At 38.0% G+C, this 14748-nt stretch carries 14 protein-coding genes; 4 read left to right on the top strand and 10 right to left on the bottom strand.

Features of this window, described 5'->3' with window-relative positions:
* The first annotated feature begins 127 nt into the window (after window positions 1–127).
* On the top strand, window positions 128–808 hold the full coding sequence (locus EI546_RS08375; RefSeq protein WP_128250119.1) for an SDR family NAD(P)-dependent oxidoreductase: 681 nt from the start codon (window positions 128–130) through the stop codon (window positions 806–808).
* On the opposite strand, the gene EI546_RS08370 is transcribed toward EI546_RS08375, so the two are convergent.
* From EI546_RS08370 to EI546_RS08365, 3 genes are all read right to left on the bottom strand, one after another.
* A complete protein-coding gene (locus EI546_RS08370; RefSeq protein WP_205649728.1) occupies window positions 798–1961 on the bottom strand; it encodes a PepSY-associated TM helix domain-containing protein in 1164 nt (387 codons plus the stop codon). The genes EI546_RS08375 and EI546_RS08370 overlap by 11 nt on opposite strands.
* A gap of 123 nt (window positions 1962–2084) precedes the next feature.
* Complete coding sequence (locus EI546_RS16485) at window positions 2085–2753, bottom strand: TonB-dependent siderophore receptor (protein WP_240673086.1); 669 nt, start codon at window positions 2751–2753, stop codon at window positions 2085–2087.
* Window positions 2754–4421, bottom strand: coding sequence for a TonB-dependent receptor (locus EI546_RS08365; RefSeq protein WP_240673083.1), 1668 nt, complete (start codon window positions 4419–4421; stop codon window positions 2754–2756). It lies immediately after the preceding gene.
* Window positions 4422–4702: 281 nt separating this feature from the next.
* Here EI546_RS08365 and EI546_RS08360 point away from each other — a divergent pair, with 281 nt between their 5' ends.
* The 3 genes from EI546_RS08360 (at window position 4703) to EI546_RS08350 (ending at window position 8220) form a co-directional block, all read left to right on the top strand.
* A complete protein-coding gene (locus EI546_RS08360) occupies window positions 4703–5299 on the top strand; it encodes a SprT-like domain-containing protein (RefSeq protein ID WP_128250118.1) in 597 nt (198 codons plus the stop codon).
* Between the two features lie 401 nt (window positions 5300–5700).
* A complete protein-coding gene (locus tag EI546_RS08355; protein ID WP_128250117.1) occupies window positions 5701–6780 on the top strand; it encodes a mannose-1-phosphate guanylyltransferase in 1080 nt (359 codons plus the stop codon).
* Window positions 6781–8220 (top strand): DUF389 domain-containing protein, encoded by a 1440-nt coding sequence (locus EI546_RS08350; protein WP_128250116.1) that lies wholly within the window; start codon window positions 6781–6783, stop codon window positions 8218–8220.
* Here EI546_RS08350 and EI546_RS08345 read toward each other — a convergent pair.
* The 7 genes from EI546_RS08345 to EI546_RS08315 all read right to left on the bottom strand — a co-directional run bounded on the left by EI546_RS08345 (window position 8217) and on the right by EI546_RS08315 (window position 14644).
* Window positions 8217–8981, bottom strand: coding sequence for an ABC transporter ATP-binding protein (locus EI546_RS08345; RefSeq protein WP_128250115.1), 765 nt, complete (start codon window positions 8979–8981; stop codon window positions 8217–8219). The genes EI546_RS08350 and EI546_RS08345 overlap by 4 nt on opposite strands.
* A complete protein-coding gene (locus EI546_RS08340) occupies window positions 8978–9718 on the bottom strand; it encodes an MlaE family ABC transporter permease (protein WP_128250114.1) in 741 nt (246 codons plus the stop codon). Before EI546_RS08340 ends, EI546_RS08345 begins: the two co-directional genes overlap by 4 nt.
* A gap of 168 nt (window positions 9719–9886) precedes the next feature.
* Complete coding sequence (locus EI546_RS08335) at window positions 9887–11014, bottom strand: alkaline phosphatase (RefSeq protein WP_128250113.1); 1128 nt, start codon at window positions 11012–11014, stop codon at window positions 9887–9889.
* A 74-nt stretch (window positions 11015–11088) separates the two neighbouring features.
* Window positions 11089–11943: a glycosyltransferase family 2 protein gene (locus EI546_RS08330; RefSeq protein WP_128250112.1), complete on the bottom strand. Its 855-nt coding sequence runs from the start codon at window positions 11941–11943 to the stop codon at window positions 11089–11091.
* Window positions 11944–12465: a class I SAM-dependent methyltransferase gene (locus EI546_RS08325; protein ID WP_128250111.1), complete on the bottom strand. Its 522-nt coding sequence runs from the start codon at window positions 12463–12465 to the stop codon at window positions 11944–11946.
* Between the two features lie 128 nt (window positions 12466–12593).
* The gene (locus EI546_RS08320) at window positions 12594–13553 is read right to left on the bottom strand and encodes a LamG-like jellyroll fold domain-containing protein (protein ID WP_128250110.1); all 960 of its coding nucleotides are present in this window, start codon (window positions 13551–13553) and stop codon (window positions 12594–12596) included.
* Window positions 13554–13585: 32 nt separating this feature from the next.
* Window positions 13586–14644: a 3-oxoacyl-ACP synthase III family protein gene (locus EI546_RS08315; protein ID WP_128250109.1), complete on the bottom strand. Its 1059-nt coding sequence runs from the start codon at window positions 14642–14644 to the stop codon at window positions 13586–13588.
* Window positions 14645–14748: the final 104 nt, after the last annotated feature.

The raw sequence follows: 14748 nt of genomic DNA, 5'->3' as shown, positions 1-14748 counted from the left end.
TAAAATGTGAGTTTAGACCTCACAGGTCTCAAAGACCTGTGAGGTCTTTTCGTTTAAAATGGAAAAAGTTTCGGGACGTTCGAAGTTCTTAAGTCCACCCAAGAATTAATCAATATAAAAGAATAACATGAAAAACATAATCATAACCGGAACTTCCAGGGGAATTGGATTTGAAATGGTAAAACTTTTTGCTGAAGCTGGACATAATGTGCTCGCGCTTTCACGAAATTCCAAACCAATTTCAGATCTTAATTTGAAAAACGTTTCGGCTCTTTCATTTGATATTTCTGATGAATCCGAAATAGTAAAACTTGGTGGATATCTTCAAACAGCCATGAAAAAGGTGGATATTCTCATTAACAATGCCGGTTATTTGGTAAGCAAAAGTTTTTCGGAGTTATCTTCCCAAGAATTTAAGGAATGCTATATTGTCAATGTTCTTGGGCCCGCAACACTAATGCGCACAGTATTGCCCTTTATGAAAAAGGATGGCCACGTAGTGAATATAAGTAGTATGGGCGGCGTGCAGGGCAGCGTGAAATTTCCAGGTCTTAGCGCATATAGCAGCAGTAAAGGTGCTATTCTTACCCTAACCGAATTGCTCGCAGAAGAGTATAAGGAAAGCGGCCCATCGTTCAATGCTTTGGCGATTGGCTCGGTTCAGACAGAAATGCTTGAAGAAGCATTTCCGGGATTAAAAGCTCCGCTATTACCTATTGAAATGGCAGAATATATTATGGATTTTTCCCTTACGGGGAATAAATTCTACAATGGAAAAATACTTCAGGTTTCGAGTACTACGCCTTGATTATTTTTTTCTTGGATTTCTTTTTAGAATTTTTCTTCAATTTGTTTAACCAAATAATAACTCCGGTAACGGGAAGACTTGTTGCAATCAAACAAGAGATGAAATAAATCATCTTTGAAAACCATCCAAAGATCGATCCTAAGTGGATTGCTCGTATGGAATTTGCAATTTGCACGTTCAACGGTTTTTCTGAAAAGATTTCCTTGGATAGCACCACGCCATCTCTATCAATTATTAGATTGTCTGTAGCGGTTTGCAAGAAATCCTGATCGTGATATTTTCTAATCCTATAAATTTCTTTTTTATTCTTTGGAATTTGTAGTACAGTTGTTCCTTTGTATGGGAGTTCTTGTTCGATAATTTCTAGAATTGCGGTAAAATTAACTTCCAGTTCATCTTTTTTCAGTTTCGAATCTATTTTAGGTCCTCCGCCGCGCGCTCCAAAAACCTCAGCTCCCAACACGGCACTGCCAGCCTCTTTGTACCATTCAAACGACCAAAACAAACCAGTTAGGGACATAATTAATAGAAATATGGCGGTGTAAAAGCCTAAAGTTACATGCAGATCGTGATTGATGCGCTTCCACTTGGCATGCCAAGCGATTTTCAATCCGGGTTTTAGCTGTTTCCATTTTAGTTTTTTTAGTTTTTTATTTGGAAACCACAATACAATTCCGGTGAGTGAAAGTATTAAAAAAATGATGGTGGCAATACCCACTAAGGGGCGGCCAATGGAAATATCCAAAAGTAGCCATCGGTGCATTTTGAACATAGTCATAAAAAAACCATCCAATGCATTCGGAACATCTTTTGCGTATTCACCGGTATATTGATTTACAAAAAAGAGGCTTCCACGTCTATCTTCTGGGGTGGTTTTTACTGAAAACTCATAAGGTTTCGTGTCTTTCGGATTAATGGACACTCTTATGACTTCGCCTTCAGAGGCTAAAGCTTCAGTTAACTCTTCTATTGAAAGGGTTTCTGCCTTAGGTGAAACCAAAATTTCATCAGAAAAAACACTTTTTATCTCTTCTTCAAAAGTGAGTACTGTACCCGTTAGACATATTATAAAAAGAATGATTCCGCTACCTATTCCCAACCAAAGGTGGAGGTCATTAATAAATTTACGGACAGTATAATTTTTCGATTTCATAAATGAGCAAGAAAATTTTAAGTAAGTCGTTTTGCGATCTCGGAAAATTTGAAATTCCAGAGGGGTGGATAATAAAAGGCACAACCTGAGTCGTGCCTTTTACACACTTAACAATTCAAACAACTAAAAATTATAGCGTACAACTCCAGCAAAACTTCTGGGATCTGTCTGGTTTATGTAGCTTGTTCGATATGCATTATATCCAATTTTGTCGAATACATTGTTTACCAGAACCTGTAAACTCCAGTTTTGATCAAATCGATATTCTGCTTGAAAATTCACAAGAGTATAAGCATCGACATCAAATGGTTTCTGGTTTGGAACAATTCCTTCGTGGGTTACGGGACCTGAAGACCAATCATTGATTGGGCGTTCCCCGGTGAAATAAACTCCCGCACCCACCGATAGATGAGGAAGAAAACTTCTAAATGAATAATTGGCATAGGCATTAAAAGTATGTTTTGGCGTATTTAGTGGAGCCGATCCATATACATAAGAAGTATGATCCTTATATTGGGCATCGATATAGGCATATCCAGCGATTACTTCCAGATTTTCCAAGGGTCGGCCAGTGAGTTCTACTTCAATTCCTTGGCGTTGGTCGTTACCACCTTTGGCATAATAGAGGATATTGGTCCACGTATCGTCGTAAACGGGTAGGTTTATGTCTTTGTTGTTTATCTTGTACAAAGTCAAATTAAATCGCAATCTGTCATTTAACCAAGAAGTTTTAAGTCCAGTTTCAAATTGATCGTATCTTTCGTTTCCAAGTTCCTCTCCATTTTGGCCCAATCACGCCGCTGTTCTAGGATACGAGCTATTAGTATAGGAAGCGAAAATATTTATGTTCCTAATAGGAGATATTACAATTCCCCCTAAAGGATTAAAGGCAGTGCTTTGCGTATTTTCTACTTCAGCTATTGTTTCGGTGGAACTAAAACGGGCACCTAGGAAAGTTTTAAACCAAGTGTTCCACGATATTACATCTTGGACAACAAAACCTATAGAATGTGTTTTTCCTCCACCATTAACTGTTGCACCCAAACTTACGTTTGGCAATACGTGTTCTATATTTTGAAATACGTTGATAGTATCAACTACGCCTGCAGATTGGCTGGTAGTTGAAAAATTATTGGAACTGTAGTCAAAACCAATTTGAAAAGTATGTTTGATTGAACCGGTATATACATTGTTTCCAATTAAGTCAAATTGCAAAACACTGTTGTTATCACTTCTGGTTGAGGTTGCATATTTTCTTTGGCGAATATTGTATTTAGCAACTTCGTTTTCCTTTATGGCTACACCCAAACCTGCGCCCTTATCGTTTAAATTTAGCGAAGAGTTGTAAAAGGCTCCTCTTAAAGTTAGTTTATCGCTGAGTTCGCGCTCCATTCTAACTGCGTAGGTAGTGTTTTGGGTTATGGATCTGTCATTCTTGAAACCTAGAAATTTGGAATGTGGAAGGTCATAAATTGCATTTACATCATTCTCATCGAGGTTTATGGTTCCCAAATCTGGAGTTCGTGAATCGTAATAATGGTCCAGCTCCAAGATTAATTTGGTTTTATCATCAATGCTCCAAGCAAAGGATGGATTAAAATAAAAACTTTCCTTGTCAACCAACGCGCGGTAATTATCAGCGCGCTCTAATGCTCCGTTTAAACGGAATGCTATGGTCTTTTCCCTGTTCAAGGGGCCAAACACATCAAAGGTGGGTCGGATTTCTCCGTAGCTTCCAGAACGAAGGCTAACGCTTCCACCCTGAGTGAATTTTGGAGTTTTTGTTACAATGTTTATCACCCCACCTGGACTTCCTAAATCTGTTGCTACGCCTTGGGTAATTGAAGCAGTTCCTTTTAAGACCTGAATATTATCTACACCTTGCATGTCGGTCAATATTCCTACCCCACGAAAATCCGAATTGACACGTACCCCATTTTTCAGGATTGGAATTCCTCGGAATCCTCTAGATGACATGCTTTCCCGCTTATTCCCGTAAGTCGCAAACGTATAAACCCCGGGAACATTCTTTGTAGCCTCAGAAATAGTCAAAGCTCCTTGATCTTCAATCAATTTACTTGATAGAACGGATATACTTTGTATTTGCTCATAAGGTTTTAGAGGCAAACGGGTAAGGGATTCAATTTTATCTGGATGGTCGTTTCGATTTCCGAAAACTTCCACTTGCTCCAATTCATTATCGTGAACAAGTTGAAATTTGATATTACTTAAACTTGTGGCGTTGGTTTCTATGGTAACAGATAGTGATTTATATCCAACCGCGCTTGCAGTAAGTTGCCATCTACCATAAGGGACATTCTCAATACTGTATTTACCGTCTTCATCGGCGGCAGTTCCTTTTTTAAGCTCTGGGAGATAAATACTCGCAAAGGGAATTGGTTGGTTGCCCATATCGGTGATGGTACCCGTTACAAGTGTTGTTTCTTGCGCAAACATCATTTGTGCGCATATTATGAATATGAAAGATGTGATGAATCTCATTTTGTACATTGTTTTTATTTAGACTGAATTTAAATAGAGGGCAAATCTATTCCGAAAATCTCAATTATCAAAGAGAAATTTACATCTGCGCATGAAATATTTAGTAACATATTGGAAGTAAAAGATGTGGAAGTAGAAATAATTTTAAACTTGATTTTTTTTTCAAGGAAAAACCCTAAATGTTTAAGAAAGTGTGGGTATTTTTGATAGTTTTAGAAATATCTGGTTTAGAAATCATTATGACTGAAATTCTCGAAAAGTATATTCCACAAGCTTCCGTGCCAGCCGTTTTTGCCTTGATCAAATCACATAAAGTCCATCTCAAGATTGTTAATGAACGGGTTACACGCCACGGTGATTATCGCAAAATGGGCAATGGCCAACATCAAATCACCGTAAATGCTTCCCTGAACAAATATCGGTTCTTGATTACCTTGGTTCATGAAGTTGCGCACTTGGAAGCTTTTCTAAAATACGGTCATTCCATCAAACCCCACGGCCTGGAATGGAAGCGGACCTTTCAAATTTTAATGCTTCCTTTTTTACGACCGGAAATTTTTCCCACACAACTTCTGCCCTTATTGGCGCGCCATTTTAAAAATCCAAAAGCTTCCAGCGATACGGATGCTAAACTTTCTCTGGCCCTAAAGCAATTCGACCCTGAGAACGATAAAAATTATATCTTTGAGATTCCGCACGGCAGCCATTTCAGATTGCACAATGGCAGAATATTCAAACGGGGGAACCAACGGATTAAACGGTTTGAGTGTATAGAGGTGTCAACAGGAAAAACCTATCTTTTTAATCCCAATGCCGAAGTAGAATTTTTGAAATAGGAAGCACTCCAAATAGCTTGATGAATGAGAGCCAAGAATCAGGAAACTAGAAACAGGTCGAAAAGGAACCTTTAACTATAGCCTGTCCCGATTTTTAACGCGAACTTTTGGAGAACGACTTTTTGAACCATAATACACTAATGTAAGACTCAAGGCTTTTGAAATTTCAACATATTATGTGGAGGAAACAAAATCATAAATTTTGAAACTACTACTTAGTAGGTTCGGATAAAAGAGAAATGGAAAAAAACGATTTATGTTAATTTTAGGAAGTAGTTTTTTTTGAATATCGTCGTGGTTCGTGTTTCCCTTTAGTCGTGGGTCAAGTTTACCTGAGAGTTGTGGTTTCTGTTTCCCTTAAGTCCTGTAACTTCTTAACTTTGTCTCTAAAAATAAAAAATATGCATAAGGATTATTACGCAGTAATTATGGCAGGTGGAATCGGTTCTCGGTTTTGGCCGGTGAGCACCCAGGATTTCCCAAAACAGTTCCACGATATGTTGGGAACGGGCCAGACGCTGCTTCAAAAAACATTTACAAGGCTGAACAAACTTATTCCTTCAGAAAATATTTATATACTTACCAACGAGCGATATTTGAATCTTACTCTGGAGCAGTTACCGGACATTTCAGAGAAACAGGTAGTCTTGGAGCCGGCAATGAGAAACACGGCGCCGTGTATTTTACTTTCAGCATTAAAAATCCAGAAGGAAAACCCAAATGCCTTGATGTTGGTTGCCCCAAGCGATCATTGGATCGAGGATGACACGGCATTTTCTGAAGATCTTCAAATATGTTTTGAAAACGCCCGTAAAAACGATGTGTTGATGACATTGGGAATAGTTCCCACCTTTCCCAATACGGGGTTCGGTTATATAGAAAGCGAAAAGGACGGTGAGGACCAAATAAAAAAAGTAAAGCAATTCAGGGAGAAACCAGACTACGAAACAGCAAAACAATTTTTATCGAGTGGCAATTTCGTCTGGAATGCCGGTATTTTTATTTGGAGTGCAAAAAGTATTTCTGCCTCGTTTAAAAAATATTTGCCAGAAATGTATTCTTTGTTTTCAAACGGAAAATCTGTTTTTAATACTTCCGAAGAAAATCGATTCATTGCTGAAAACTATGCGAAGGCCGATAATATTTCAATCGATTATGGTATTTTAGAACGTGCAGACAATGTGTTTGTGAAAAAGGCAACCTTCGATTGGAACGATCTGGGTACTTGGGGGGCACTTCACGATAAATTAAACAAAGACTCAAATGTCAATACCGTAGTTAATGCCGATACCATTCTTGCGGATTCCAATAACAATATGATATTTACCACTAAGAAAAAACTTGTGGTTTTGGATGGAGTTGAGGATTATATTGTGGTAGATAAGGAAGACGTGCTGCTTATATTTCCAAAAGCAAAAGAACAGCAAATCAAATCTCTCTTAAATGACGTTTCGGATAAATTTGGAAATAAATACCTCTAAATGGTTGATTCAACTGATAAAGACGAAATAAATATCACTCCCAATGAAGCGGAAAGTGAATTCAGCTCCACGAAGGGGAAGGTGTGGGTGGATATTAAAAAATTTCTATGGGAATTGTTCGACATTCAATCCGATTCGGATCGCGATGCTACAATAGAAGCCGTAAAGAAGGATATTCCTTTTAAGGGCCATACGGCGTGGATTTTGATTTTCTCCATCTTCGTTGCTTCCATTGGATTAAATGTGAGCAGTACCGCTGTGGTAATAGGAGCGATGCTTATTTCCCCTTTAATGGGACCTATTGTGGGCATTGGTTTGGGCGTAGCTATTAATGACGTTGGAATGATGCGCCGATCGCTTATCAACTTGGCGGTAATGGTTTTCTTGAGTGTCCTTACGGCTTTTCTCTATTTTAAGCTCTCTCCTCTCACAGAAGAAACTCCCGAATTATTGGCCAGGACCTATCCTACCATTCTCGATGTGCTCATAGCGATTTTTGGTGGCTTGGGATTGATTGTTGCAAAGACCAAAAGCGGCACTATAGCAAGTGTGATTTTTGGAGTTGCCATTGCTACTGCCTTAATGCCCCCACTATGTACGGTGGGTTATGGTTTGGCGGTAGGTAATGCTTCGTATGCTGGAGGAGCGCTATATCTGTTTTCTATCAATGCTGTCTTTATCGCTCTTTCTACTTTTATTGTTTCGAAGATTCTTCGCTTTCCCATGGTGGCCTATGCAAATAGCAAAAGACGAAAAAGAACTTCGCAAATTGCTACCTTGATTGCAATTGCGGTGATGATTCCCAGCGTCTGGTTGTTCATTAAGTTATTGGACCAACAGGTTTTTGAAACTAAGGCCAAGGAATTTGTCCGTACGATCATTAAGTATGAAGGAGCTGAAATTGTAAAATTCACCCACGATTATAAGTCGAAGGATATTGATGTCTACCTTATAGGACGTCCCGTGCCGCAAGCCAAAATAACAGAGTGGCTATCAAAACTGGAAGAAACGGATAAGATGAATGATGTGAAGTTGCGAATTTATCAAGGTGCGGACCAGAGTGGGGAAATGGCGGCACGACTTTCTGGTGAAGTGAAAGCTGGAATTTTAGAGGACTTATACGTTAAAAATGAAAAATTGATTCAATCGAAGGAAGAACGAATCCGATTTCTGGAAGATCAGATTGCCATGATGAAAATCAAAAGCGTTCCTTTTAAACAATTGAGCGAGGAAATCCAGATCAATTACGACGGATTGGAAAGTTTCGGATTTTCAAATAAGATAACGACCAATTTTGATAAAATCGACACCCTTCCGGTAATAAGTTTACTTTGGAAATCTAACGTTCCCCTAAAACAGCGAAAGGCAAATACTATTAAAATTGAAAAATGGCTAAAGCTAAAAATGAAATTGGATACCCTGCTAATCGAAAGTCCCTAGGCTTCCTTATTCTGAACTTCCCGAATTTTTTTGAAGAGGTCTGAAGAGTAAACAAAATTGGTTACATCTTCATTATCAGTCTTAAATATTTCTTCATTGGTACCTTGCCAGGCCAGTTTTCCTTCTTTCAATAAAACCACTTTTTCTCCTATCTCCATTACCGAGTTCATATCGTGGGTTACAACTATTGTCGTAATATTATTTTCGTGGGTAATCTCCTGAATTAGATTGTCAATAAGGGTTGCCGTTTTTGGGTCGAGGCCTGAGTTTGGCTCATCACAAAATAGAAATTTTGGGTCGTTTACAATGGCTCGAGCAATTGAAACCCGTTTCTGCATTCCTCCAGAGATTTCGGCGGGAAATTTTTTATTTACATTTTCAAGATTTACTCTTTTTAAAACCGTATTCACCTTATCCAGTAATTCTGATTTTTTCTGCTTGGTAAACATACGAAGTGGAAACATTACATTCTCTTCGATATTCATAGAGTCGAAAAGTGCACCTCCCTGAAAGAGCATACCAATTTTTTCACGGAGTTGACGCTGTTCCTCATCATCCATATCCTGAATAGCCTTATCCTCGTAATAAATTCGGCCTTGTTCTGGTTTGAAGAGACCCAAAAGACATTTGAGCAAAACGGTTTTTCCGCTACCGCTCTGTCCAATAATCAGATTGGTCTTACCACGATCGAATTCTGTAGTAATTCCTTTTAGGATTTTTTCATCTCCAAAACCTTTATGTACATCGTCAACTTTTATCATGAGCTTAAAAGGAGTTGGGTGATTATATAGTTAGAGGCGATAATCAATACGCTGGTCCACACAAAGGAATTGGTACTTGCTTTCCCAACTTCCAGAGCTCCACCTTTCATATAGAAGCCCTGCCAGGATGGTACGGTAGCTAAAATGAAAGAGAAAACCAAAGTTTTAAAGAAAGCGTAAAAAAGTTGATACGGAATAAAATCTTCCTGAATACCTTGCAGAAAATCGGAAGAACTTGTAAAACCTCCGTAAACTCCAGCAACCCATCCTCCGAAAATTCCTAAAAACATTGAAATAACAATGACGAACGGATAAAACATCAAGGCGACAATTTTTGGGAATACCAGATAATTAAGGGAGTTGATTCCCATAACCTCGAGGGCATCAATTTGTTCTGTAACCCGCATAGAACCAATGCTGGAAGTAATAAAAGAGCCTACCTTTCCTGCCATAATAATGGACATAAAAGTGGGAGCAAACTCTAGGATTACCGATTGACGGGTAGCAAAACCAATCAGACTTTTTGGAATAATGGGATTATCCATATTCAGGGCAGTTTGAATTGCCACAACCCCTCCCACAAAGAAAGAGATAAAAGCCACGATAGGTAAGGAGCTAATAATTAAATCATTAATTTCCTTAAATATAAGATGTCGAAGCACGGATGTTTTGGTATAACTGCCAAACACCTTTTTCAACATCAAAAAGTAGGAGCCAATATCGTGTAAATACTTCATAAAATGGTTGCTCGGGCTAAAGTACTAAAATTACTCTACTGTTTTTAGATAAATAAACGTTAACAAATGAGTGAGAATTAAAAGATGGAAGAACAGGAACTCTTGATTCAGGCAAAAAATACTTTGTTCAATCCTCCTAAATGATTTTCTTTATCTTAAAAGATCGAATTATAGAGAATCAATTTGTCTTCCCAATGCTTCCATCATTTTAAAATAAATTTCATTGCTCTCATAAATGCCATTAAATAAGGAAGCTCCTGGCCCTTCAGCAAATACAGGGACCATTGTTCCTGAATGACCTTTTGTGGAAAAGGTGGGTTTTATCTTGTTGTAATTTCCTCCATCGGTGGATAATGTAAAACCACCTGTTTCATGGTCTGCGGTAACTATTACCAATGTTTCTCCATTTTTCTTTGCAAAATCCAAAGCCACCCCAATGGTTTTGTCGAAATCCAATAGTTCCTCTATTAAATAATCGGCATCGTTGCTATGTCCGCCCCAATCTATTTGGCTACCTTCAACCATCAAGAAAAAGCCTTTTTCATTTTGTGAAAGTTTGGCAAGTGCTAGCTCTGTTGCTTTGGGCAGGAAATCACCTCTACCTTCGCTCATTTTTGGCATTCCATCTTGGTCCAAGAGGATTAATTCCTTTCCCGGAACATTTTTAGTTGGAAGTTTATCCGTTATTACGGTATAACCTCTCGCTTTCATGCTATCCAGCAGATTCCTTTTGTCCTTGCGATCATTAAAAAATTTTAATCCACCACCAGCAAAGAAATCAACTCCGGAATTTGGTGCAAATTCTGTTATCTCCTCATACATTCTTCTGTGTTTTACGTGAGCAAAAAATGAAGCAGGAGTGGCATGTTGTATGGAAGAAGTGGCAACTATTCCTGTGCTGTAGCCGTCTCCTGACAGTTGCTCGACAATGGTTGGGACGGCAATTGTATCGCGGTCCACGCCTATAGCGCCGTTATAGGTTTTTACTCCTGCCGAAAATACCGTTGCTCCTGCAGCTGAATCTGTTACTAAATCGGAAGATGAAGAGGTTTTGCTCAGACCAACTGTGGAGAAACGTTCAAAATTCGGTTTGCCGTCTTTGTAATATATGGCCGCTGAAACTTGACTAAGCCCCATCCCATCACCAATTAACAGAATAATATTTTTAGGTTTTGTCTCATTTATGGCAAACTCAGAACCTATTACAGTATTATCAGTGACCTGCACGGTAACACAAGAAGATGTAATTAGAGAAAGAGAAAATGCAACTATGAGAAAGGAAAACTTGAAATTCATATTAAAATATTTATTTGCAAAAATAGGGATTATAACTCTTTTGAATTATTAGAAGAAGTTCTTTTAATTTAGAATTAGCGAAGTCCGATCTTTCGAAGAATGTTATTCCAGCGAAGTTTTCTAACAAACGAACCTTCCTCATCTGAAATTATAAAATCCGAATTTTCTTCCTTTGCTTTCTTATATCCTCGCAAAGAATCCAGAAAGAAGCGAAAACTTCTTTTTTGGGAGGCTAGCTTACCTGAAGCAATAAAAGTAAGCCAAAAACCATAACGCATTTTATAAAACGCTTCTCCTTGCTTAAAACGTGCAGCCGAACTGTAAGCCTCCCCAGTGGGTTTTAGATGTTTTACGTGCAATGAGGTATCGGTTTTTATCTTCCAACCGTGGTATTGTGCTAGAAGTTCATCAACGGTATCCCAGCCAATAGATTTCTTCAGACCCCCAATATCCTTAAAACAATCCCATCGATATAATTTTATTGGGCCGCGCACTTTTGTTTTTTTGGAGATCGCTTCAAATCCCCAGTCATTTCCCTTTTGAATATAGAGGTTACCTCCAGCGATCCCAATTTTTTCATCAGAAGAAATTAGCGCTAAAACTTTTTCGAAATAATCTGGCGGTAAAATTATATCGGCATCGAATTTTCCGATAAAATCAAAACGACTATCAAGCAATTTATATCCCGTGTAAAATGCATTTACCACTTTAGATCCCGGTTCATGTAAGTTTGTGGAATGCGAGGTAGTGCCTTCGATGAATGCGTGTTTTTCAGAAAAGGAATTTATTATTTTCTGTGTACCATCCGTTGAGCCATCGTTAACAACAATTATTTTCGTGGGAATAACCGTTTGGTCAACAAAAGATTGAAGTGCCCTTTCTAAGTAAGCCTCTTCATTATATACAGGAATGATGATGCAGAAATCCATTTAAATCCGTTCGGCATAAACTAAATAGTATCGTGGTGTAAACTTTCTTAACAAAGGTCGGATTCCCATTTTGTTGACAGGATTTGTAAATTTTTCCCGTTTTATAATTCGCCATCCGGATTTTTCAAGAAGCCAATCAAATTGCCAATCTTCAAACTCGTGAAAATGACGGTCCCATTTGTCTGTTTTACTTCTATAAGCAGGAGAAAACCAAAGTCTTAATGGAATTGAGGCGACCAATTTTTTAGCTTCAATATCTTTTAGGATATTAAACGGGGCAACCATATGTTCAAATATTTCAAATGCTGTGATTACGTCGAATTCCTTAGTTTTTACGATACTGGTTTCCAGGTCTAGATCTTCTCCTTTGGTATTAGTTACCTTAAAACCTTCCTTGATTAGAAGTTCCGAAAAGGGATTTTTTACGCCTAGGTCCAGAATTTTATCATTTTTGGAAATTACTTCATTTAAAAAAAGGAGGGTATGCTTATATCTTTTCTTGGGAAAATTTCCTTCGTACATAATATTGATTTCGTAATCCAGATTTTATTTTAAAATCTATCTTGCTTAATAAAAATTTTCTTTAATAGATTCTTGCTCTATATCTCATAATGAATAATACAAAAACTATATTCCTAAGCTTTAAAAATTTATTTTACGATTAACTTTCGGGTATAGATTTTCCTATCGCTTATAAATTTCACATAATATAATCCATTTGATAAGTCGCTAATATCCGTTTCTCTTGTTAAAGAGTGGGAGCGAACTAATTTACCGAAGGAATCAAAGATTTGAAATGAGGTGTCCTCATCCCAAATTCCTTCAATTTGCAAAAGATTTTGAGCAGGATTCGGATGAATAATAAAGGATGATTCTTTTATTTCAGGAGTACCTAGATTCTCGCAAAGAAGATAAATTTCCTCTTGATTAAGAGCTCTATCCCAAAACTTAAAGTCGTCCATAGAACCTCTAAAGTAATCTGCCGGATTAGCTAAATCCCGATCATGTCTCCCCAAGCTACCCGGAGTAAGGGAGTAGAATAAATCTCCTCCAAAACCACTGTAAGTTCCCCCGGCCTCTTTGCAGTCAATATATATTTCCATTTCCAAAGGGCCATTGATTACCAGCGTAATATTATGCCATATATTATTAACTACCGTTTGGTTGCTGGTATACGATCTGCGGGTATTTGGCGTGTAAGCAAAAGAGCCATCGCCAAAACTTACTCCGTATTTTCCACTAACGGCTTCAGCATTGAAAAAGATACCAGAACTTATATCTTCCTCAAACGATGTGTTAAAAACAGCTCTATCCTGGTAATTGCTACTATCATATTTAATCCAAAAGGAAAACGATACGGGCAATTGAGGTTTCAATTCTTGAACGTTAGGCAAATCGACAAAACTATTTGTCCCATTAAAATAAACCGCCGAATTTTCGTTTCCAAAACGATCTTCAACATAGGTTATATTGCTGGGTAATCCATGGAAGTTATTAGCGGTTTCATCCAAGGTGTTGCCATCAAATTTATAATGCAACAACATATTTCGATCTATTTGGGAGAGGCAAGGAAATGAAATAAGGAGTAAGAGAAATGTAATTTGTTTCATAATGGTGAATTTCCCTTAAATGTAGGACAAATCTATATTTTATAAACTACCGAATTTATATTCATGCCTGCGCCAACACTGGCGAAAATTACGACATCTCCTTTCTGAACGAAATAACCTTCCATTTGCTTGTTCAACACTAAATCGTATAAAGTAGGAATTGTCGCTACACTACTATTTCCCAATTTATTGATGCTCATTGGCATGATTTTATGGGGAGTGGTTTTACCAAAAAGCTTATAAAAACGATTAACAATCGCCTCGTCCATTTTTTCATTGGCCTGATGGATAAAGATCATTTTTACATCATCGATTCCGTAGCCACTTTGTTCCAAACAAGTTTTCATTGCATCGGGTACATGATTTAGCGCGAATTCGTAAATCTTTCGACCGAACATCTTTATATAGCGCCGATTATCCTTATTTTCCAAATTATTACTTTCTCCAAAGAAGATAAAATGTGCTTCATCAAAAGCGTAAGTGGCACTAAAATGAGAGAGAATACCTCCATCTTCTTCAGTTGCTTCCAGTATTGATGCGCCTGCCCCGTCACTGTAGATCATCGAATCGCGATCGTGAGGATCTATTACTCGAGAAAGCGCTTCTGAGCCAATTACCAAGCATTTTTTGGCTATGCCCGATTTTATAAATGAATTGGCGTGGATAACACTTTCCAACCAACCCGGACAACCAAAAAGCATATCATAACAAACACAGGTAGGTTTGTTTATCTTTAAATTGTGTTTAACTCTTGTAGCAAGACTGGGTACCGTATCGCTCTGTACAGAACCACTTTTGATATCGCCATAATTATGGGCCACGATTATGTAATCGAGGTCTTCCTTATCAATCCCCGCATCCTGAATGGCCTTTTCCGCGGCAAAGGTTGCCATATCCGAAGTGCTCAAATCCTTGGGAATATAGCGTCTTTCCGAAATTCCTGTAATGGCCTTAAATTTTTTAATGATCGTCTCATTTTCTTGGCCAAAAGGGGTTCCGTCCGAATTATAGAAGTGGTGCTTGCCAAATTCCTCATTCTTAGCAACTGTACTCGGGATATAACTGCCTATTCCTGTTATTTTTACATTCATACGGGGAAAAATTTTTAATAAAAATACGGAAAAATTAGTAATCAGTGCTCAGTGTTCAGTGATCTGTGGTCAGTCGCCTAGATTTGGTATTCTGGCATCATATC

Origin of the sequence: Aequorivita sp. H23M31 (assembly GCF_004022485.1) — a bacterium.
In the GTDB taxonomy this organism is placed as follows: domain Bacteria; phylum Bacteroidota; class Bacteroidia; order Flavobacteriales; family Flavobacteriaceae; genus Aequorivita; species Aequorivita ciconiae.
Note: the sequence above shows the minus strand (reverse complement) of the source record. Positions and strands in the feature narration are given on the sequence as shown.

Coding starts and splice junctions, on each gene's coding strand:
- EI546_RS08375 (WP_128250119.1), top strand. CDS start 128: ATGAAAAACATAATCATAACCGGAACTTCCAGGGGAATTGGATTTGAA.
- EI546_RS08370 (WP_205649728.1), bottom strand. CDS start 1,961: ATGAAATCGAAAAATTATACTGTCCGTAAATTTATTAATGACCTCCAC.
- EI546_RS08365 (WP_240673083.1), bottom strand. CDS start 4,421: ATGATGTTTGCGCAAGAAACAACACTTGTAACGGGTACCATCACCGAT.
- EI546_RS08360 (WP_128250118.1), top strand. CDS start 4,703: ATGACTGAAATTCTCGAAAAGTATATTCCACAAGCTTCCGTGCCAGCC.
- EI546_RS08355 (WP_128250117.1), top strand. CDS start 5,701: ATGCATAAGGATTATTACGCAGTAATTATGGCAGGTGGAATCGGTTCT.
- EI546_RS08350 (WP_128250116.1), top strand. CDS start 6,781: ATGGTTGATTCAACTGATAAAGACGAAATAAATATCACTCCCAATGAA.
- EI546_RS08345 (WP_128250115.1), bottom strand. CDS start 8,981: ATGATAAAAGTTGACGATGTACATAAAGGTTTTGGAGATGAAAAAATC.
- EI546_RS08340 (WP_128250114.1), bottom strand. CDS start 9,718: ATGAAGTATTTACACGATATTGGCTCCTACTTTTTGATGTTGAAAAAG.
- EI546_RS08335 (WP_128250113.1), bottom strand. CDS start 11,014: ATGAATTTCAAGTTTTCCTTTCTCATAGTTGCATTTTCTCTTTCTCTA.
- EI546_RS08330 (WP_128250112.1), bottom strand. CDS start 11,943: ATGGATTTCTGCATCATCATTCCTGTATATAATGAAGAGGCTTACTTA.
- EI546_RS08325 (WP_128250111.1), bottom strand. CDS start 12,465: ATGTACGAAGGAAATTTTCCCAAGAAAAGATATAAGCATACCCTCCTT.
- EI546_RS08320 (WP_128250110.1), bottom strand. CDS start 13,553: ATGAAACAAATTACATTTCTCTTACTCCTTATTTCATTTCCTTGCCTC.
- EI546_RS08315 (WP_128250109.1), bottom strand. CDS start 14,644: ATGAATGTAAAAATAACAGGAATAGGCAGTTATATCCCGAGTACAGTT.